The organism is Coprococcus sp. AM97-35 (genome assembly GCF_027697525.1).
GTDB lineage: Bacteria > Bacillota > Clostridia > Lachnospirales > Lachnospiraceae > Allocoprococcus > Allocoprococcus comes.
Genome location: NZ_JAQESL010000021.1, coordinates 26,459 through 48,491, shown reverse-complemented (window position 1 = coordinate 48,491; position 22,033 = coordinate 26,459). Strand labels below are relative to the sequence as shown.

Sequence of the window (22,033 nt, the reverse complement as noted above, 5' to 3'; positions counted from 1 at the left end):
AACTTTTTTAAATTATTTTTTGTCGCTTTTTATTTTTATTAGCGACAACCTCTATATAATATCATGTGTATTTTGTTTTGTCAACACATTTTTTGAGGTTTTTATTTTTATTTTCAAAGGCTACCTTACATCCCTTATTATAAATAAAAACCCATCACTTTTCCGTGATAGATTTTTATGATACCATTATCAGTTTCTATTGTCAAGCCTTTTATCTCAACATTGTTGCAATTTTCATAATTATATTATTATCATATAAAAAACTAAGGATCTGATCTTCTCTGATCATTCCCATTGCCTGCTTTCCTATCGTTGTTGTATACAGAAGCGTAATTACGATAAACAGGATCCCTACTATAATAAATGAAATCGTCGACCCTACCAGAACTCCTGCCAGCCTGTTCAGAATTCCCAGAACCGGAAGTGCTGTCACAAAATCAAGCGCAAACACAACCGCTCTTATCACAATGGTTGCAAACAGGAATGTTACCAGAAACGCGACAATCTCGATAACCAGCTTTGCAAAATATTTGCTTACATATTCCGCAAATGTCGTTACCCCAAGCTTCTGATAAACTTCACTGTTATTATTTTCCAGAAGAAGATTCTTAAATACATCCGGAAGATCTGCCCCCTCGATTGCCACTATCTGCATTTGCTTTGGAACCTCAGCCTCCATGATTGACTGCTCTGCCTCTTCCGTTGGCACATGTCCATCGAAGATATTTGGTGAAATTCCATACTGCTGCAGCATCTCATCTGACACATTACCATTTACAATATCTTCCACGGTAATTCCTGCTGCTTCCAATGTCTGCTCAGATACACCTGCCGCCGAGAGGATTCCCCGTACCTGCTCTTCCGTAAATCCCGAATTTGTATCCGCTTCTCCCGTGAAGGCTTTTGTCATCGTTTTTATACACTGCTGTTCTACCATCTCATCAATCGGTGTAAGCGAATAAATTGCCTTGCTGACATACGGCGTTGCAAAATACACAACCGCCAGTGTAAGGATCGTCGCCCCAAGCGATACAGCAATCCTGACAGCACCTTTGGCAAATCCTACAATGGCTCCTATTGCTATAATGCCCCCGACAATTACCAATAAAATATTTACTTCCATACTCTACTCCTATTTTACAAGCCGTACCTCTGCAAGTCCGTCTGCATTCATCACCAGGTACTTATTGATTCCGAAAACCGGAATTACTTCTTTTATCTCATATTCTGTCGTTCCTTCAAATTGCTTCACACCAAGCTTGGAATAAATCAGGCAAGAAGTCCCATCATACATGATAACATTTCCATCTGCAATCTTTACATTTCCATATTCCCCGGTAAATGTTTTAGATAATTTCTGATTTCCTTCCATATCATACAGGCGAAGCTCATATTCTCCGCTTTCTTCTTTCAGTATGAACCCAAGATATTCATCGTCATGGAAAAAGCTTTTAATCTGCTTATCCAGCTTTACTGTTTTAGAAAGCTTCGGCTTGTCCGTTTCCTTATAGATCATAAACGACTGATCTCCGACCAGTACAGACTTCTTCTCATCTATAAAAAACGAAGTCGGAACAATTGTGTTTTTGTAAACATCATCAGCAACCTGATATTCTTTGTTTGCTTCTTCTGTATTATCAAAATTCAGGTATCCGACTCTTGTTGCCTCGACACCATCCGCTACACACAAATATGAAATCTGAAGTCTCGTTCCGTTCGGCGAAAGTGCGATTCCAATCGGGTATCCGGTTCCGGTAAGTGAAGCTCTGTGCTCTACCAGTACATTTCCTGTCGCATCATAGCACACAACCATTGGTGAATTTTCGTTATTTAAAATCGTACTGACAATTCCATTTTCCGCAACAGCTATCTTCTCGATCGGATAATTCGTATGGATTTCTCCCTTCGCGCCTTTTTCATCCATAACATAAATATCATTTCCACCGCGCTCTGCGACCGCCATCGCTTTTCCCGACACATTGATAACCGGATCCTTAATCTGATAAGACTGGTTCCACTGCTCTACACCTTTTTTATTGATATACGCAATTCCATCCCGTCCATATTTGAGCATTCCGTCTGCATATTGCAAATATTTCAGATCACTTGATTCTGTCTCTTTATTTTTATAGCTTTGCAGAGTCCGTAAGCTTGTATATGTCTGCAATTTCACAAGCAGATAGCTGCTGATCAGTGCAAACACAAACGCCAAAATCGTTACCGCCGTCTTTATTCTCTTTTTTACTTTGTACGCCTTTATCTTCTCTTCCAGGTTTTCGTCCGGATCACGTACCTTTACTATCACATCCATAACCTGTCCTTTTCCTGTCGTTAGTTTGTTGTTAGTATACCACAGTTTTTATTCATATGTACAGAAAACTACGGCAGAATCAATTTCTGTCCGATAAAAATCAGGTTTCCGTCCGACAACCCGTTCATTCTGCAGATCGCATCTACATGTCCACTATCCCCGTATACTTTCTTGCTGATTTTGGCTAGCGTATCGCCTTTTTCTACAATATAAATATCTTCACTCATTTCCTGCATTGCGCTCATCGAAGAATCATCGACCTTTTCTTCCTCTGTCGAAGCAGAATCAGAGCCCTCTCCCTGCTGTGGCATCGGATCCTGCTGTTCCTCTGTCTGCGGATCATTCGTCTGCTCTGACTGAACGGTATTCTCATTTTGTTGCTCATTTGCTTCTTTTACTGTGCCACTGGTTTTCTGCGTTTTTTCCTCGCCCTGCTTCATGATCGAATTACGTATAAATTCCAGGGATGACTGGACACTTTTCATTTTCCCATAATTGTTCAGGGTTGTCACGCCCATAATCAGAACCACAATTACCAGAAACACGCTCGCCACGTATGTCAGCCTGGAAGTTTTCTTCTGCTCCTGCGCCTCAAATCTTTCTTTTACAAGGTTGCGAAAATCTTTTGCAGCCTTATCTTCCACAACTTCGCTGGGTGTCACGCCAATCTTTTTCCGTGCCGTAATCATATAACTCTGCATTGCAGCATTTTTTTCATAATAAACATAATGCCCGCCAATCTGCATCAGCTCTTTATATTTGTAACAATAATACTGTTCTTCCACCTCTGCATTATCTTTTAATATAAAAATAGTATTTCTTTCGGAAAAATATTTTTCATGGGTATTGAATATCTTCGTATCTATCACCATTCGCGCGCCCGGTCTGCAGAGCATCCAACCAATCATCGTACCCTCTTCAAAATATTCCTTTTTCTCCTGCTCTGCTTTTTCAAAATTCTCCTGTGAAATGATTTCATTTTCATCATCGGAAAATTCCATGCAGATCGCGCCAAAAATATAGAGACACTCCTGACCTTCTGTTACTTCTTTTTTACCGACCAGAAATGCACCTGCCTGTTCCTTATCTGCTTTATCACAAATCTGATTCAGAAATGTATCTACATAATCTTCCACGTAAATCTTCGGAGTATCACTCACATTTCCTATCTGACGTACATTTTTTGGAAATTTGTTTTCCATAATACTCTCACCTCATTCTGCATATTTTGTAGTTTAGGCTATCGTATCATATGGAAAGCACACTTTTTATCGCTTTGTGTCTACTAAATAGGAAAATCGTTCGACAATCCTGTCCATTCCCCGTTTTTTCTTTACCGGATCGCTCTCCTTCCGCTGTGCAGTCTCAAAACTGCCGCAATACTTGTCAGCAAGTGTCGTAATCCATCCTTCTTTTGTCCGCGGCACAGAAAAAAGTGTGACCGGCCACATATGGTTGATGATAATATCCCGTTCGATGCTATTCAGATCAAAAAATTTCTCTGCGTTCATGAGCGCTCTTTTCGGATGCGTCATCCCATGAAAATGATCCCCTGTCCGCTTTGCATGGGTATGCCAGTCGTACAAAAACAAATCATGCAGCATTCCCGCACGCGCTGCTGACCTTGCATCCAGTCCAAGTGCCTTACACCAGATATAATTATAGTAAGAAACATGAAGACAGTGCTGATAACAGTTTGTCACTCCATGATGCGGATAAAGCTTCATTCTTAGCACTACCGGATGGGTTGCGATATCTTTGATGCATTCATAAAACTGCTCAAATTCTGCATCCTGCTCCTCCGGTGTTTTATTTTCCTTTTTTAATTTATCATTTAATTCAGTTATCGTTTCCTGTAATTTTTCCATTTTGGGTATCCTCTTTTTTCTGCCGTGTTCCTTTTCCCGGCGTACTTTAAGTATACCAAAATTTCTTTTGTTCCACCTCATTCTTTTCTAAAGAATTCCTTATGATTTTGTGATGTTTCTGTGATTCATATTGTTTCTTTCAAATTCCTGGTATAAAATAGGGCGAAACAAAAATGAGGAGGCTGATTGTAACATGAAACAAATTTATGAAGACCTGTCAGACGATACTGACTTTGATATCATTGATCTGGATGACGTACCGGATCGGGATACCGTAAAAAGGCGTAAAAAGAAATCTCAAAGAGATGTAAATAAAACCAACAAAAGCGAGGAAGTAAAAAAGAAGGAACACTCTTCCTCCGAAGATCCTTCAGAGGATTCACGAAAGGAGCGGTCTAAAAAAGCCCGGAAACGTACTTCCGGAAACTCTGGAAACGGCAGTTCAAAAGCTTCCGGGAAAAAGCGTTCCACTCCATCCGCTTCGATCATCACCACTCCGGTGAAAAAGACCGTGCAGACAGGCGCAAAAATAACCGGCAAACTCCTGCAGACCGGAGCCCGTGGCGTAACGCTTCTGATGATCGCCGTAATTGCATTTAATATTTTCAAGAATTTCTGGAGCTGTTATCCAGTATATGGTTCACTTGCCACAGCGGTAAATGCCAAGAATTATACGCTCGGTGCCTTCCTTGGCGTCGCAGCATTTCTGCTGATTATGGAGATTATTTTCTTCCTGTGGGCGCTGACCGGACCATGTGCTTATGGAGACAGGGGTACAAAGCGTGTCGATACCGGACGGGGGCTTTTCTCTTTCCTGTTCATCGGTATAACTGTAATTGCTGCCGGAATATTCTGGAATCTGATTCCTTCTTCTCCATCACCACTGACCGGTCTTGCCGGCGGTCTGCAGCTGTATGGAAGTCTGAAAGGAATCCTTCTTCCATTATGCGGAATTGGACTTGTAAGCTGTATTATACGGAAAATATTTTCCTAGAACGGGAAATATGCCACTCTCAAAATATAACTGGTTATAGTGCCACTGGTCTGGTGCTGTATCCTTCTCACTCCCACAGCGGATCAAGAACTTTCCTTTCATCCATAACAAAAATGCCAGTCCCGATTTACACCGGTTCTGGCATTTTTATTATAGATTCTCAGAATCCTTTTTTATTATTTTACAAATGCTTTTACTTTTTCGCAGATGCTGTCTGCATCAAGTCCGTATTTCTTGATCAGTTCAACTGCCGGACCAGATTCCCCGAACGTATCCATAACACCAATCTTCAGAACAGGTGTAGGAAGTTTTTCAGAAAGCACATCACATACAGCACTTCCAAGTCCACCGATAACAGAATGTTCTTCTACGGTAACAACTTTTCCTGTCTCTTTTGCTGCTGCAACAATAAGTTCTTCATCAATAGGTTTGATCGTATGGATATTGATTACTTTTGCATCGATTCCGTCTGCTGCAAGCTTTTCAGCTGCTGCAAGAGATTCGCTCACTTCAAGTCCTGTTGCAACGATTGTTACATCTTTACCTTCGCGAAGTACGATTCCTTTTCCGATCTCAAACTTATAATCCGGATTATCATTGATTACCGGCACTGCAAGTCTTCCGAAACGCATATATACCGGTCCCTGATGTTCATATGCTGCAAATACAGCTGCTCTTGCTTCTACATCATCTGCCGGGCTGATCACTACCATACCTGGGATTGTTCTCATAAGAGCGATATCTTCGTTGCACTGATGGGTAGCACCATCTTCACCAACGGAAATACCTGCATGTGTAGCACCGATCTTAACATTGTTCTTCGGATATCCGACAGAGTTACGAACCTGTTCGAATGCACGTCCTGCTGCAAACATTGCAAATGTACTTGCAAACGGAACTTTGCCTGTTGTAGCGATACCAGCTGCAACTCCGATCATGTTGCCTTCTGCGATACCACAGTCGATAAATCTTTCCGGGAATGCTTTCTTAAACATTCCTGTCTTTGTAGCTCCGGCAAGGTCAGCATCAAGTACTACTACATCATCATGCAGTTTTCCAAGTTCAACTAAAGCATTACCATAGCTTTCTCTTGTTGCGATTTTCTTTACTTCTGACATAATGCTTCACCTGCTTTCTCTAAATCTTCCATAGCGATCTTATATTCTTCATCATTCGGAGCTTTTCCATGCCATCCAGCCTGGTCTTCCATGAAAGAAACACCTTTACCTTTTATGGTCTTGGCAATAATAGCTGTCGGCATTCCTTTTGTTTCTTTTGCTTCTTTGAAAGCAGCTGCAATCTGATCAAAATCATGTCCATCGATATTGATTACGTGGAAGTTGAATGCTTCAAATTTCTTGTCGATCGGGTATGGTGAGTTAACTTCATCAATACGTCCGTCAATCTGAAGGTTGTTATTATCTACAATTACTACCAGATTGTCCAGTTTTCTGAAGCCTGCTAACATAGAAGCTTCCCAAACCTGTCCTTCCTGAATTTCTCCATCTCCGAGAAGTGTGTATACACGATAGTCATCATTACTCAGTTTTGCAGAAATAGCCATACCTACTGCTGCTGAGATTCCCTGTCCCAGAGATCCACTTGACATATCAACACCCGGGATGTGCTTCATATCCGGATGTCCCTGAAGGTAAGATCCTGTATGACGAAGTGTCTTGAGGTCTTCTACCGGGAAGAATCCTCTGTGTGCCAGTGCAGAATAGTATCCCGGAGCTGTATGTCCTTTGGAAAGAACGAAACGGTCGCGGTCTGCTTTCTTAGGATCCTTAGGATCGATATTTAACTCTTCAAAATATAAATATGTGTAGATGTCTGCTGCTGACAGAGATCCGCCCGGATGTCCGGATTTGGCAGCGTGTACTGCTGTCACGATGCTCTTACGGATTTCATTTGCAGTTTTCATAAGTTCTGACTTGTTCATGAAAATATGCCTCCTGAAATAGTTTATTTTTAGTCACTTTGTCGGAAGCGCAGATTAGTGCTCTTCCGACAGTAAATTATTCCGATTGTAAATTTTATTCTCCGAATACTGCTTTGTAATCAGCCTGGAATTTTGCGATACCAGCATCTGTAAGCGGATGATGTGTCATCTGTTCAATTACTTTGTAAGGAACAGTTGCAATATCAGCACCTGCAAGTGCACATTCTGTAACGTGCATTGGGTTACGGACGCTCGCGCAGATGATCTGTGTATCAATATCTCCGGCCGCTGCAAACATCTCAGCGATTTCTTCGATCAGTTCTGTTCCACGTACAGAAATATCATCCAGACGTCCAAGGAACGGCGATACATATGTAGCCCCTGCTCTTGCTGCAAGAAGTGCCTGGTTTGCTGTGAATACCAGTGTTACATTTGTCTTGATTCCTTCAGCTGTAAGAGCTTTACAAGCTTTCAGTCCTTCTACAGTCATCGGAATTTTAACTACCATGTTCGGATGGATCTTAGCGATTTCTCTACCTTCTGCAATCATACCTTCTGCATCAGTAGTTGTTGCTTTTACTTCTCCACTGATCGGTCCGTCTACGATAGATGCGATCTCTGCGATAACTTCTTTAAAATCACGTCCCTCTTTTGCGATCAGTGACGGATTTGTTGTAACTCCGCAGATAACTCCCATATCGTTAGCTTTTTTAATGTCTTCCACATTTGCTGTGTCGATGAAAAATCTCATTTCGTTTTCCTCCTTATGAACATGAAAATTCGTATTTCCCGTTATCAGGAATCTCTCTTTTTATCTGATTGCCTGACTTGGTTAAATTATATCGCAATTTACTCTGACAGGTCAATAGCCATATGTTTTTATTAGTAATTTTTCACATTAATATTAACTATTTTATTAGTAATTTTTTGATACCGTTTTTGGATAATTCTTTATTTTATAGCGTTTTCAGAGACATAAACTATGAAATATTACTAATATTTTTTGAATTTAAACTAATTTTTCCCTTTTTTTGTTTTCGCATAAGACGTCGTTCCACGAACGATCAGACGAGGTTCATATTCTACATGGTAGGTGCTGATCGGCTGGATCTCTGAATACTGGCTGTTCTGAGAAAGAATCTTTTTCATAATGATATCACAGGCATCCCGCCCTTTGAAAACGACAAAATGCTCGATCGTTGTCAGCGACACCTTATGCATCTTCGCAAACAGTGTATTATCACATCCCATTACGGAAATATCTGCCGGAACTTTATATTTTTCTTCGTGAAGTGCATCCAGGATTCCAAATGCGATCATATCATTTAATCCGACGATCGCAGTAATATCATTATGCTCTCTCAAAAGCTCTTTCGTCAGATCATATCCGATCTTATACTCCGAATCGATATTCGGGATGCTCATATCGATCGACTCATTTGCTGCCTTGATGATCACATTGCCTTTTAATCCAACAGCATCAAATTCTTTCAGAAATCCTTCCACCCTTTTGGATCGCTGCTTCTGTCTGGTTGTAAGAGGTGGCGCAATATACGCTACTTTCCGATGCCCCAGATCCAGAAGATGCTTTGCCATCATCCTTCCGAGTTTGGAATTATCCAGTTCCACTGCATCTACATTCAGATGCTCATTCTGGTTATTGATAATTACGATCGGAATTTTTTCTGCCAACTCTTCTATCGTATCCATAAAACAATGGCTTGGATTGCAGGTATAGATAATGCCAAGCGGTTTCAGCTCATGCATCATCCTGAGATACCGCTCTTCCATCTTCAGATCCCTCTGGGTATTGCACACAAACAGTCCATATCCCTGCTCCTTTGCACGGGATTCAATCCCCTGAAGCAACATAACATAATAAGGGTTCGTGAGGTTGGAACAAAATACGACAATCAGTTTTTCTTTCCTGCTTTCTCTGCGTGTCTTTCTTTTCGGTACTTCGTATCCCATCTCTTCTGCGATCTGTTCCACTTTACGGATCGTTTCTTTTGAAAATGATACATTATATTTTTTATTCAGGATCATGGATACCGTTGCCTGCGACACACCTGCCGCATGTGCGATATCCGAAGAGGTTACTTTCTTCTTTCTCATATCTTTACTTCTTTCAAATGCATACGTTTCCGGCACTCCTCGCAGTCCTTAAGTCACGTTAAGTCACCTAAAGTGCTGTACGTCCTTCCAGTGCACGCAGAAGCGTCACTTCATCAATATATTCCAGATCGCCGCCGACCGGCACGCCGCTTGCGATCCGGCTGATCTTGATTCCTGTCGGCTTGATCAGTTTGCTGATATACATCGCAGTAGTCTCCCCTTCCAGGCTGGAATTGGTTGCGATGATCACTTCATCCACATCCCCCTGAAGGCGCTCCATCAGCTCTTTTAGCCGGATATCTCCAGGTCCGATCCCAAGCATCGGGGAAATTGCGCCATGAAGTACATGGTACACACCGTTATATTTTCCAGTCTTTTCATAAGCTGCAAGATCTCGGGAATTTTCCACAACCATGATCGTCTTATGATCCCGCTCCTCGCTGGCACAGATCGGGCATAATTCTTTGTCAGTAAGCGTGCAGCATTGCTTGCAGTATCTTACATTATTTCTTGCATCTACCAGTGTCGCTGCAAGCTGTTCTACCTGTTCCTTCGGCATATTAATGATATGAAAAGCCAGCCTTCCGGCTGACTTTGCTCCGATACCAGGCAGTCTTGATAATTCTTCGATCAGTTTACTGATCTGACTGCTGTAATAATCCATCTTTTACACTCCCGTTCTAGAACATTCCCGGCATTCCGCCAAGTCCGCCAGTCAGCTTGCTCATAGCGGAAGTATTTGCCTCATCGACCTGACGAAGTGCTTCATTGACTGCTGCCATGATCAGGTCTTCCAGCATCTCTACATCATCCGGATCCACAACTTCTTCCTGAAGTTTTACTTTCTGGACTTCTTTTTTACCGCTTACGGTCACTTCTACAGCTCCGCCGCCTGCAGTTGCTGTAAAACTTTTCTCTTCCATCTCTTTTGCCTGCTCTTCCATCTGCTTCTGCATCTTCTGAGCCTGCTTCATTAAATTTGCCATATTTCCCGGCATTCCGCCTCCTGGAAATCCTCCTCTTTTTGCCATAACTATAAATCCTCCTAATTATTATTCATCTTCAATCGTGATCTCCATATTGATCACTTTTTCTATATCCACAAAACTGTCTTCAAAATGGCGTCCGTTCTCCACCTGACGCACATCAATCTCCACAGTCTTGCCGATTTTTTTCTCAATCAGATCTTTTAATTCCTGCTTATGTTCTTCGCTTCCTACCACGCTGGCGCTGATCTCATCCGGCAGAACGATCAGAAGTCTGTCCTGATTGTCCACGCTGAGTCTTGCCTGCTTCAGATAGCCTCTAAGCATTCCTGATGCTTCGTTTGCAATCTTCCGGAAATTGGATGTCACCTGCTTTACATCTTCCTTCAGTGCTTTCGGAAGCTGCGGTTTTGGCTGTGGCTTCGGTGCTTCACCATTTACATAAACAACCCTCTCCTGTGGCTGCGCAACTGCAAAACTTCTTTCTTCTACCTGTTTTTCCAGTGCACGGATCCGGTCCAGAAGACTGTCCTTCGTACTCTCCATCTGCGGTTTGCAAAGCTTGATCAGTGTTACTTCCAGAAGCACTCTTTTCTGTGTTGCATATTTGAGCTGATTTGTCAGCTCGGAAAAAATACGGATATACCGGAGCAGCACCCCGGATTCGATCATCTGTGCTTCCTCTTTCAGCTGCGCCAGATTCTCCGTCGATACATCCAGCACATCTTCCATATTATCCGAAGTCTTCACCAGAAGAAGGTTGCGCAGATACCAGGTAAAATCTGCCGCAAGTTGCGTCAGTTCTCTACCCTGCATCACAAGCTCTTCTACGGTAGCAAGTACCTTTCCCACATCCTGGCTGATGATCTGTCTGAGAAGCCGGCTGAACACATCCGTATCCACCGCGCCAAGAACCTCAAGAACATGATCGTAGGTCAGCTTCTGTCCGAGGTAAAACGCAATGCACTGATCCAGAAGACTTAGTGCATCTCGCATGGATCCGTCCGCCGCTTTCGCAATATAGCGGATTGCTTTTTCTTCTACCTCAACTTGTTCTTTTTTCATCAGTTCATCCAACCGCGCTGCGATCGTATCGATCGTAATACGCTTGAAATCGTAGCGCTGGCATCTGGATAAAATCGTGATCGGAATCTTATGTGCCTCTGTCGTTGCAAGAATAAAGATTACATATTCCGGAGGTTCCTCCAAAGTCTTTAACAGAGCATTAAATGCACCTATTGAAAGCATATGCACCTCATCGATGATATACACCTTATATCTTCCCTCCGTCGGACGGTAGGATACCTCTTCCCTGATCTCACGGATATTGTCCACACCGTTGTTGGAAGCCGCATCGATCTCAATGACGTTCATGGAAGTACCGGCTGCAATATTTTTGCACATGGTACATTCCCCGCAGGGACTTCCGTCTACCGGATGCTCGCAATTGACTGCCTTTGCAAAAATCTTCGCTACTGTTGTCTTTCCGGTTCCTCTTGTGCCACAGAACAGATATGCATGTCCGATCCTGTCCGCCTTTATCTGATTCTTCAGCGTTGTGATAATATGATCTTGTCCTTTTACGTCTTCAAATTCCGCAGGACGGAATTTACGATACAGGGCAGTATATGACATGTTAAATTACTCCTTTACTCATCACCAAAACTGATTCCGACAATCTTGGCTTCTTTGATGATATCCGCTTTCGGATCTACCATCTTCAGCTTTCCGGCAACCTCTCCAAGCGGAACCTTGCGGATGTTGCCGTTCTTGATTCCTACCATATATCCGTAGTCCTCTTTTAAGATCAGGTCTGCTGCTGCTGCTCCAAGTCTGGTTGCAAACACACGGTCATACGGACACGGGCTTCCACCTCTCTGCGTATGTCCCGGAACCGTGATACGAACCTCCTGATCCATACGGTTCTGGATCTTCTCTGCAAGCTCATATGCCACAGACGGATAGCCCTTCTTTTCCTGTTTTTCTTTTAATTTTTTCTTCGGAAGGGCTGCATCTTCTTTTGTGATCGCGCCTTCTGCAACCGCGATGATCGTAAAATGCTTTCCTGCCTCTGTACGGCTCTTGATCGCACGCACTACGTTATCCACATCATACGGGATCTCCGGGAGAAGAATAATATCTGCTCCGCCTGCGATTCCGGCATGAAGTGTTACCCATCCTACTTTATGCCCCATAACCTCTACAATAAATACACGGCTGTGTGAAGTTGCAGTTGTATGGATTCTGTCAATTGCTTCCGTTGCGATATCTACCGCACTCTGAAAGCCAAATGTCATATCTGTTCCCCACAGATCGTTGTCGATCGTCTTCGGAAGTGTAATCACATTCAGTCCTTCTTCTCTTAACAGATTCGCAGTCTTATGGGTTCCATTTCCTCCCAGTACTACCAGGCAGTTCAGGTTCAACTTGTGATAAGTATGCTTCATCGCTTCGACCTTATCGATTCCATCCGGTCCAGGTACGCGCATCAGTTTAAACGGCTGTCTGGATGTTCCGAGGATTGTTCCACCCATCGTCAGTATTCCCGAAAAATCTTTTGCTGTCAGCATCTCAAAGTTCGAATAAATAAGTCCTTTATATCCATCCTGAAATCCATAAATTTCCACATCGTTTCGTTTTGAACAAAGTCCTTTTACAACACCTCGCATGGCTGCGTTCAGTGCCTGACAATCCCCACCACTGGTAAGCATTCCAATTCTAAACATAATTGCCCATCCTTTCCCTGTTCATCTTTTCCAGATCAGTCTGTTATTTTCAGTTATAATCCCTTTGTATTATAACCGATTCCTGAGTCCTATACAAGCAATAGTTCTGCTGCAAAACTGATACATACCGCATCCTGGTCTGTCATTTTGAATCACATCTGGCGAAATGCACAGCACAGATTGACTTTTTGTTCCGGAATGGATATATTATAGAAGTGAAACAGTTAGTGCAGGCATACATCTGATTTTTTGTGATCACATCAGACTCTGCACGTAAAAATTTATAAAAGAAAGTCAGGTATTCTCATGGAAAGAAATGAATTGTGCTGGTGTGGCAGCGGAAAAAAATACAAAAAATGCCATCTTATGATCGAAGAAAAGATCGCATATCATGCAGATAAAGGAGAAATCGTTCCGACAAGAGATATGCTCAAGACCATTCCTCAGATTGAAGGAATCCAGAAAAGTGCAGATCTCAATACTGCCGTACTTGATCATGTAGCTGCCCATATCCACGCAGGCATGAGTACAGCCGAAATTGATAAATTAGTTTATGACTATACAACCGAACACGGCGGAATCCCGGCACCGCTTAATTATCAGGGATTCCCAAAGAGTGTGTGTACTTCTATTAACAACGAGATCTGCCATGGTATTCCGGATGAAAATATTATTCTGGAAGAAGGCGATATCATCAATGTGGATGTATCTACCATTCTGGACGGATATTTCTCAGATGCATCCCGTATGTTTATGATCGGCAAGGTCAGCGAACGTGCCGAAAAACTGGTTCGTGTCACACAGGAATGTGTCGAACTTGGACTTGCGCAGGCAAAACCATGGAACCATCTCGGAGACATTGCAGATGCGATCAATTCACATGCAAAAGCAAATGGCTATTCTGTTGTAGAGGAAATCGGCGGACATGGTGTTGGTCTTGAATTCCACGAAGAACCTTGGGTAAGCTATGTTACACCAAAGGGAAGCGAAATGCTTCTGGTTCCGGGTATGATCTTTACCATCGAACCAATGATCAACGAAGGCAGTCCGGAATTCTTTGTTGATGAAGACAATGACTGGACGGTTTATACCGAAGATGACGGACTTTCTGCTCAGGTAGAATACATGGTCCGCATTACGGATGATGGCGCTGTCGTTATGACAAAATAATTTTCTATTACAAAAAGGACCGGATGGCGAACTGCCATCCGATCCTTTTACTATTACTATTTATCTTATATTTCTAATTCTGTTTTGCGTTTTTTCTACGTTCATCCAGTTCTTTTCTAACTGTCGGATATACCTTATCGATTCCCATAAATAAATACCAGATGATTAAAACAACGACTGTGATAGCCAGTGGCAGATATAAGAACAGACTCTTAATTGCAAAGATCGCACTGTCCGGCTGAACAGCTGCCGTTCCATTATAATTTCCTGCCGCAAGGATCCATCCAAGTGCTGCCGTCCCAAGACCTGTTCCGATTTTCTGTCCAAAGCTGGTTACACTGTAAGTAAGTCCTTCTTCTCGGATTCCGTCTTTCCATTCACTGTAATCCACTACGTCTCCAACAATTGCGAACAGGCAGGAATACAATGCCGCATGACCAATTCCCTGTAAAACCAGTCCTCCATAAATCATCGGAAGATTGACCGGTCCTGCAATTTCAAGAATAAGTCCTGCTCCATAGAACAGGAAGCCCACAAATAATGCTTTGATCTTTCCAAATTTTTTTGCAAAAATAGGGATCAGCATGATCGTAAGGATCGTTGGGATATAGTTAAATAATGTCATTGTACTGTTGATCATCTCATTGCCAAGTACATATTTTGCATAATAAATTCTTGATCCACCGGTAAGTCCGAGTGATGTATAAATAATTGCAAATGCTAATGTGATCAGAATAAAGTATTTATTGCTGCAAAGAATTTTAATAGTCTTAACCGGATGTTTTTTCTTCTTTTCAGTCACTTCCGGTTTGATCGGTTTATATCTTTCTTTTGTTCCGGCAAATGTTGTAATAAACATTCCAAGTGCTACGATCGCATAAATAATACTCATGCAGGTCCAGCCCTTCTGGCCGTTTCCAAGGAAATGTACCAGCGGAATCGTAATCACATTGATTACCAGCTGTGCGATCATTGTAAATTCAAACCGGATTGTATTCATTACATTTCGGTCATGCTGCTCGGTTGTTACCAGCGAAAGCATGGTATTGTAAGAAAGATTTGATGCAGTAAAACAAACTGCTGCAAGGAAAATATATACAAGCAGCATATAAATTGCTTTTCCGTTTGCTCCGATATTCGGAACTGTAAAAATCATAATCAGACTGACAACAAGCGGAGGTGCACTCCATAATACCCACGGACGAGCCTTTCCCCATCTGGTATTTGTCTTATCGATAATAACACCCATAAAAAGATCGGATACTCCATCAAACAATCTTGCGATCAGCATCAGGGTTCCGACTACTCCTGCTGCAATTCCTGCCACATCTGTACAGTAAATCGTCAGGAATGAAGCTACCGTTGTCCACACAAGGTTTGCTCCGATATCACCAACTCCGTAACAGACTTTTTCTCTGGTGGAAACCCGCATACCTTCTGCTTCTTTTTTGACTGCTTTACTTTTTGTTTTTTCTTTAATTACTCCGACGGAAATTTTTTCGACTGCTTCCATCTTACTTCCTCCTCTTCTCAATTTCTGAACCTACTATAGCAAATTCAGATTTTTAAAAAGGAGAAATTTTTTATAAAAAGAGGAATTTTACAAACTGATTATGTATTCATCCTCCGATATTCGTTCGGAAGCATTCCTACTTCCTGTTTAAACACCTTACTCATGTACTTGGGATCCGAAAAACCTGCCATTGAAGCAATCTGATTCAGCTTTAATTCCGTATCCAGAAGTAATTGTTTTACATGTGCGATTTTATATCGCCTTATGATCTCCGTAAAAGAAGAGCCTGTTTCTTTTTTTAACTGTGTACCCAGATACTGTTCGGTAACATGCAGTCTCCTGGCTGTTTCCTCCAGATTGATTCCGTCACTGTAGCATTCTTTAATAATAGAAAGAGCTTTCTGTACCAGAAGCTCTGCCGAAGTCTGTTTTTTTTCATCATTTTCTATGCAGACAAATAATTCCAGCATTGCATCCATGATTTCTTCCCAGAAAACAGCATTTAAAATCGTATGTAATATTTTTTGGACAAGCAGATCTTCATCCCGTAATGTTCCACACTCTTTTGCAGTATTGATCACAGCGTAAGCAAAACGGATACAAACCTCTCTGATTTCCTGCGGGCTGTGGACTTCACGTAATCCTGCCTCCATAAATTGCTGAAAGCACCGGGTAAACGCAGGATAATCCAGATGGATTACCGCACTCCTTGCCTGATTCTCCAGATCTGCCGGATAAGTAAAACGCTTTGTCCTCAGTTGCGCGATTTTTTTGCACTTGATCAATACCCGGTTGCCAAGTATTAAATGCCATCCGCATGCTTCGGTCAGCGCATTTTCAATCTCCACCAGTTCTCCCAGCCCTTGACACTCTTTTCCCGCAAATGCCCCATGATCATGGATTCTCATAGAAAAAGCCGGTACTACCGATTGCTTCAAATACTGTATAAAATTTTTTTTTGCTTTCACATCATAAAAACAGATAAAAACAGACTGCCTCTTCTCTCTCCATAACCAGCACATTTTTTTGTCCGGATTATGTTCCCGGAATTCTTCTAAAAAAAGCTCTGCTTCTTTTTGTTCGGAATCATAATACTTTCCCATAAAAAGATACATACAGTAAATTTGTTTTCTGCTGGAGAACCCATATTTCTCCAAAAGCGTCTCCTCTAACCTAGAATCCTCTTCATACTCGCCTTCTAACGCATCTTTTATGACCGTTTCAAGTGAAAGAGAATTTTTCCCTCTCTGTTCTACGAATATCTCTTCCTTGATTTTAGAAAGGGTGTTCTTCAGTTCCGTAAGATTAACCGGCTTTAGCAGATAATTTTCTATTCCGAGTGCAATTGCCTTTTTTGCATAATCAAAGTCAGAGTATGCCGTAAGAATCACAACCTTAGTCATACTTCCTCTTTCTCTTGCTTCTTTTAACATCTGCAGACCGTTCATATCCGGCATCTGGATATCAAGCAGGATCAGATCCGGATCCTGTTCTTCAAGAAGAATTAAACCTTCTCGCCCATTTTCCGCGCTTCCTACCACCTGGTATTCCGGACTGATTTTATTCAAAATATGTACAAGTCCCTCACGAATCGGTCTCTCGTCTTCAATGACTGCTATCCGCATCGTCATTTCCTCCCTGTATCGGAATAAATAAATGTACTTTCACGCCACCCGAAAGAATATTTTCAAAATAAACTGCTGTATCTTCTCCGTAATAGAGTTCCAACCGCTTTCTCACATTGGAAATTCCGAGATGATTCTTTATCTTCGTTCCTTCATTGAGTTCTTTTAATCTGACTTTCTCAATACACTGCCCATTATTTACAATGATCAGATGTAATTGTTCTTCTGCCTTCGCAGCTTCGATGGTAAGCCGGTGTTCGCCCTTACATCCGCGGAAACTGTACTTGATCGCATTTTCCACAAAAGGCTGAAGCAGCATTTTATGAATTTTATAAGTTTCCAATTCCTCCGGTATTTTAAATATCAGCTCGATTTTTTCTCCTAATTTTTCCTGCTGCAGAAGAATATACTTTTCCAGCCATACCTTTTCCGCTTCGATCGTTGTCAGTTCCCCTGCATCATTAATGGCATAACGCAGGATTTCGGCAAGCGCCACTAACATCTCACTGATTTCATACTGCTCATTTTCAATGGCTTTCCAGTTGATGGTATCCAGGATATTATATAGAAAATGAGGATCGATCTGTGCTTCCAACGCTGAGATTTCTGCATTCTTCTGCTCCAATGCAGATTGTTTCACCTGACCGATCAAATGATAGATCCGTTCAGTCATATCATTGAAGCCTTCCGATATCTTCTGTATTTCTATACTGTCATTTTCTTTGATTGCAAGCTTCTCCCTGAAATTATCTTTCTCCAGATTTTTCATCGCATCTACAATCTCATTTACCGATACCATGACTGGTTCTGTAACTTTATAGATCAGAAATACAAAAACAAGCAGCACTGCCACTGCCAGCAGCAACCAGAATACGATCTGTTCTCTGATTGCTCTCTGATATTCACTCAGCGACTGGCACAATACGATTTTCCAGCCGCTCCGGGTATTTGTAATGGATTTTTGACTGACCCTTTTCGTCTCTAAAATATCTTCCGTCCTGCCCAGTAATTTTTCATTTTCCGCTCCGACGATCCTTCCGTCATCTATCAGATATATTTCCGATCCTTTTCCAACATCCAGCACGGAACTCAGTTCATCTGCATCGACTGACAGAATCACTTCTCCCAGATCTTCACTGATATCCCAGTAATTTACTACCTTACGGCTGATATGAAACATCCTTTCTGGATTTTCATTCTCTTGATCCATCGTATAAGACAGCATCTCTTCTGTCTCCGGAACTGCAACCTTTTCAATCCAGGAACTGTTCACCGAAGAAGAAGAAAGCCTGTCATAAAAGATTCTTTTTCTATCTGCCAATACCAGCTGAATCCCGTCCACACCCTGATTTCTGTTACAGATATGTGAAAATTCACTTCGCATATTATAGGCATCTGTCTCCATAATATCAGCAGATTCTTTCGCGGTAACCGCAAGATTTAAAAAGTCTTCAGCCGTAGTGATATCATACAGAATCGTCTCATACTTATCCAATGTCATATTCAGACACTGATTTGACTTCTGAAGATCTGCCTCTGCCTGATTGTTCATATTATCAAGGGTGCTTTTTTTCAGACGCGCCTGCGATATCACTGTAAAAATAGTGATCGGAATGCATGCCGTAATAATAAATGCAGGAATCAGAATCTGTCTCAGATTTTTCTTTTTCATTTCTCTGCTCCGATTTTCTCTATCTTTTCTGCACTTTTATTCAATATTGTCTGCGGATCCTCTTCCTCCACCAGTATCTGTCTCAGAGTATCGGAAAGGGTCAGGGAAATCCGTGGCCATTCCGGAGAAATCTCACGAATCCCGGCAGCCTTATACATTTTTATAAATGTTCTCTTTTCCGGATCTTCGGCAAATTGTTGTTCCATAATATCCTGACGCGGTGCAAGAAAACCAAATGCATCAATATATTCTTTCATTCGGTCTTTATCTGCCAGAAACTTTAAAAAACGGATTGCATACTCTTTCTTTTCATTCTCCGCTACTGCCAGAATTTCTCCTCCGGCTACCGAAACCGATGTCTCTCCTCCCGGAATCGGTGCAACACCGAATTCCAGATCCGGATTTCCTTCCCTGATACTGTCAATCGCCATAGAGGAATTGAACATGATCCCAATTTTTCCTTTTAGAAACTGATTTGTCAGATCTCCCATGGTAAGAGAAATGCTCTGCAAACTCAGACTTCCTTCTTTTTCCATCTGATCCAGCAGAAGAAATGCTTTTTTACTGTTTTCTTCTGCAATTCTATACACGTCCCCTCCCATTGACCATAAGATCGGCAGAAATTCATACATACTTTCTTCTGTCTGTAAAGCAGTGATCGCAAACCCTTTTACATCTTCATTGCTGATCTTCGCCGCTGTCTCTTGAAATTCTTCCCAGCTTTCCGGAACTTCGCATCCATTTTCTTCCAGGAGTTTTTTATTATAGAACATCCCTGTACAGTTCACACCAAAAGGCTGCCCATAAATTCTTCCATCTATCGTACATGGTTCCAATGCTTTTTCGTTATATTCCTTTAATTCCGGAATAGCATCTGTAAGATCAGCAAACGCTTTCATATGATGTAGAAATTGAAAGTCCGAAGAGTCCACTACGGCAATATCCGGCATCTTTTCTTCCGACATCGCCAGGGCAAGCTGTTTTTTAAAATCTTCATCCGGAATATAAGATACTTCTATCTCAATATCCTCCTGCATCTTATTAAACTGCTCTACCAGCTCTTCCAGATGTCTCTGATTATCCGGTATATCCCAGTAATGCCATAATTCAATGGTTTCTTTCTCTTTCGCTTTTGTTTCTTCCTTTTTCCGGCATCCTGCACAGCTGCATAAACTAACTGTCATGACAACACATAAAGCGCATGCAAAAATCTTTTTCACTCTATTCCAACTCCCCTTCACGGTATGCACGGAGCAGCATTTTAAGTGCCTCAATATCCTCCTTGATCTTCTTTCCGCTATCTGTATCCCGCACCATCAAACGTTCTTTTTCGGTCTCGACCAGTTCTGATTTTGACTCGATATCCTTATTTTCCGTAAGTGCCGCATACACACTCAGGAAAGGCTGGTGGGATTTGATCCGGATACCATGGGAATTGAAGATCAGTGTATACCCGGCAATTCCGGTAGTCTTATGGTAGCTCTTGCAGAAACCTCCATCAATGACCATTAATTTTCCATTCGCACGGACCGGATGCTCTCCTTTTGAAGTTCTGACCGGTGTATGCCCATTAATGATATGAGCACGCTCGGAATAAAGGCCAAACTCATGCAGAATCATATTGCAGACCTTTTCTTCTTCGTAAAATTTATAATATGGATTTGATTCTTCATACCATGTCGACTCATCCAGCACATAAGTACGCTCAAAGGTTTTCGTATTTCTTCCGGAAAGTGGAGACTTTCTTCCGCACCACAGATACCACATAAAGTCTCTGTCTTTTTCTTTCGCCTCCTTCGACCAGGCTCTTCTGGCAACATGCTCTGCATAGTCCAGATATTCTCTTCCTCGATAGCATCTCTTCCCAAATACAACGCCGTCAAAGTTTCCGCTCTCATCCAGCGGCACACAGCCGTGATACAGAAGATTATCGTTGAAGATCCGGTACATACTTCCTTTTTTATACAGGAAATCTATATGCTGTCGCAGACGGATACTGTTCACAAAAGCCATCTGAAGACCTTCCATTACATTTTCTTCCTCTTCGGTCAGCTGATAGACTTCTTCCACGCTTTCAGCTGCAAAACTTACAGTTGGAAATTCTTCCTTCTTGATCTTATATTCTTTTCCGCCAATTTCAACAACCTGACGTTTCACATCCACTTTATGAAGCAGCAATTTATCTTCCATCTTGTAATCCGGATTACGCAGGATCACCTGGCCTTCCAGTTTAAAAAGAAGTACAGAAATTGCTTTCAGTGCCGCTTCCATCGGATCGATCTGCGGGTATATCTTTTCTGCAAATAAGGTCAGATTTCGCAGACTGATCCCATAGCTATTCTCCATGATCTTCATATTATCATATTTCAGATTGTTACGGATAACTGTTGCGATACAGGCTCTGCTTCCTGCCGCTGCCCCCATCCACAGGATATCATGATTTCCCCATTCAATATCAATGGAGTGATAAGTCGTAAGCAAATCCATGATCCGGTCTGCACAAGGACCTCTGTCAAAAATATCTCCGACAATATGTAGATGATCGACTGCCAGCCGTTTAATCAATCCGGCAAGCACCTCGATAAATTCATCTGCATTCTGTAGTTCAAGGAGCGTATTCAGGATATTGCGGTGATACACCAGCTGATTATCATCTTCATCCTTCTGTACATGGATCAGTTCATCCAGAATATAGGCATATTCTTTCGGCATCGCTTTTCTTACTTTTGAGCGGGTGTATTTGGATGAAAATAATCTTGCGATATCGATTAGTTCTCCTAAGATCACACGATACCACTCTTCATTATTTTTTCCTTCCTTTTTTATCATTGCAAGCTTTTCAACTGGATAATAGATCAGCGTACAGATTTCTTCCCGGTCCAGATCTGATAAAGTATCTTCAAACAACAGATCTACTTTTTCCCGAATCACACCGGAGCAGTTATTTAATATATGGCAAAATGCCTCATATTCTCCATGCAGATCACTCATAAAGTGCTCTGTCCCTTTTGGCAGGCTGAGGATTGCTTTAAGGTTAATAATCTCTCGGCAGACCGCCTGCTCAGTTGGGTATTTTTCTGCCAGAAGTTCTAAATATTTCTCGTCTCTCAT

The 22,033-nt window shown here is 41.9% G+C and carries 19 protein-coding genes; 2 read left to right on the top strand and 17 right to left on the bottom strand.

The features are described 5' to 3' along the window. Window positions 1-211: 211 nt before the first annotated feature. The 4 genes from PG840_RS12775 to PG840_RS12760 all read right to left on the bottom strand — a co-directional run bounded on the left by PG840_RS12775 (window position 212) and on the right by PG840_RS12760 (window position 4,179). Window positions 212-1,123, bottom strand: coding sequence for a CvpA family protein (locus PG840_RS12775; RefSeq protein WP_270205824.1), 912 nt, complete (start codon window positions 1,121-1,123; stop codon window positions 212-214). Window positions 1,124-1,132: 9 nt separating this feature from the next. Continuing rightward, complete coding sequence (locus tag PG840_RS12770) at window positions 1,133-2,311, bottom strand: DUF5711 family protein (RefSeq protein ID WP_118199588.1); 1,179 nt, start codon at window positions 2,309-2,311, stop codon at window positions 1,133-1,135. Window positions 2,312-2,379: 68 nt separating this feature from the next. Beyond that, window positions 2,380-3,513 (bottom strand): LysM peptidoglycan-binding domain-containing protein, encoded by a 1,134-nt coding sequence (locus PG840_RS12765; protein WP_118199587.1) that lies wholly within the window; start codon window positions 3,511-3,513, stop codon window positions 2,380-2,382. 66 nt (window positions 3,514-3,579) lie between these two features. Further along, entirely contained in the window at window positions 3,580-4,179 is a 600-nt protein-coding gene (locus PG840_RS12760) for an HD domain-containing protein (RefSeq protein ID WP_117836386.1), read from the bottom strand. A 193-nt stretch (window positions 4,180-4,372) separates the two neighbouring features. Here PG840_RS12760 and PG840_RS12755 point away from each other — a divergent pair, with 193 nt between their 5' ends. Next, window positions 4,373-5,173: a hypothetical protein gene (locus PG840_RS12755; RefSeq protein WP_118199585.1), complete on the top strand. Its 801-nt coding sequence runs from the start codon at window positions 4,373-4,375 to the stop codon at window positions 5,171-5,173. Between the two features lie 176 nt (window positions 5,174-5,349). Here the strand turns inward: PG840_RS12755 and PG840_RS12750 are convergent, their stop codons facing one another. The 8 genes from PG840_RS12750 to PG840_RS12715 form a co-directional block, all read right to left on the bottom strand. Beyond that, a complete protein-coding gene (locus PG840_RS12750; RefSeq protein ID WP_022220697.1) occupies window positions 5,350-6,291 on the bottom strand; it encodes a transketolase family protein in 942 nt (313 codons plus the stop codon). Beyond that, window positions 6,279-7,115 (bottom strand): transketolase, encoded by an 837-nt coding sequence (locus PG840_RS12745; RefSeq protein ID WP_055158468.1) that lies wholly within the window; start codon window positions 7,113-7,115, stop codon window positions 6,279-6,281. The genes PG840_RS12750 and PG840_RS12745 overlap by 13 nt, the downstream gene beginning before the upstream one ends. A gap of 94 nt (window positions 7,116-7,209) precedes the next feature. Continuing rightward, window positions 7,210-7,866, bottom strand: coding sequence for a fructose-6-phosphate aldolase (fsa, locus tag PG840_RS12740; protein ID WP_008370963.1), 657 nt, complete (start codon window positions 7,864-7,866; stop codon window positions 7,210-7,212). Between the two features lie 263 nt (window positions 7,867-8,129). Next, window positions 8,130-9,230 carry a LacI family DNA-binding transcriptional regulator gene (locus PG840_RS12735; RefSeq protein ID WP_195255219.1) on the bottom strand — a complete coding sequence of 367 codons (1,101 nt, stop codon included), beginning with the start codon at window positions 9,228-9,230 and terminating at the stop codon, window positions 8,130-8,132. A 67-nt stretch (window positions 9,231-9,297) separates the two neighbouring features. Next, a complete protein-coding gene (recR, locus tag PG840_RS12730; protein WP_270205823.1) occupies window positions 9,298-9,894 on the bottom strand; it encodes a recombination mediator RecR in 597 nt (198 codons plus the stop codon). A gap of 16 nt (window positions 9,895-9,910) precedes the next feature. Continuing rightward, complete coding sequence (locus PG840_RS12725; RefSeq protein WP_022220696.1) at window positions 9,911-10,261, bottom strand: YbaB/EbfC family nucleoid-associated protein; 351 nt, start codon at window positions 10,259-10,261, stop codon at window positions 9,911-9,913. Between the two features lie 21 nt (window positions 10,262-10,282). Continuing rightward, entirely contained in the window at window positions 10,283-11,851 is a 1,569-nt protein-coding gene (dnaX, locus tag PG840_RS12720) for a DNA polymerase III subunit gamma/tau (protein ID WP_270205822.1), read from the bottom strand. A 14-nt stretch (window positions 11,852-11,865) separates the two neighbouring features. After that, entirely contained in the window at window positions 11,866-12,942 is a 1,077-nt protein-coding gene (locus tag PG840_RS12715) for a 6-phosphofructokinase (RefSeq protein ID WP_270205821.1), read from the bottom strand. A 306-nt stretch (window positions 12,943-13,248) separates the two neighbouring features. Here PG840_RS12715 and PG840_RS12710 point away from each other — a divergent pair, with 306 nt between their 5' ends. Then, a complete protein-coding gene (locus tag PG840_RS12710; RefSeq protein WP_055249318.1) occupies window positions 13,249-14,112 on the top strand; it encodes a methionyl aminopeptidase in 864 nt (287 codons plus the stop codon). 73 nt (window positions 14,113-14,185) lie between these two features. Here PG840_RS12710 and PG840_RS12705 read toward each other — a convergent pair whose 3' ends face one another. The 5 genes from PG840_RS12705 to PG840_RS12685 all read right to left on the bottom strand — a co-directional run bounded on the left by PG840_RS12705 (window position 14,186) and on the right by PG840_RS12685 (window position 22,033). Next, a complete protein-coding gene (locus PG840_RS12705; RefSeq protein ID WP_117835928.1) occupies window positions 14,186-15,625 on the bottom strand; it encodes an MFS transporter in 1,440 nt (479 codons plus the stop codon). Between the two features lie 98 nt (window positions 15,626-15,723). Continuing rightward, on the bottom strand, window positions 15,724-17,250 hold the full coding sequence (locus PG840_RS12700; RefSeq protein WP_270205820.1) for a response regulator: 1,527 nt from the start codon (window positions 17,248-17,250) through the stop codon (window positions 15,724-15,726). Continuing rightward, entirely contained in the window at window positions 17,231-18,922 is a 1,692-nt protein-coding gene (locus PG840_RS12695) for a sensor histidine kinase (protein WP_008370994.1), read from the bottom strand. The genes PG840_RS12700 and PG840_RS12695 overlap by 20 nt, the downstream gene beginning before the upstream one ends. Continuing rightward, window positions 18,919-20,142, bottom strand: coding sequence for an ABC transporter substrate-binding protein (locus PG840_RS12690; protein WP_243000058.1), 1,224 nt, complete (start codon window positions 20,140-20,142; stop codon window positions 18,919-18,921). Before PG840_RS12690 ends, PG840_RS12695 begins: the two co-directional genes overlap by 4 nt. Window position 20,143: 1 nt before the next feature. Continuing rightward, on the bottom strand, window positions 20,144-22,033 hold the full coding sequence (locus PG840_RS12685) for a fructose-bisphosphatase class III (protein WP_008370998.1): 1,890 nt from the start codon (window positions 22,031-22,033) through the stop codon (window positions 20,144-20,146).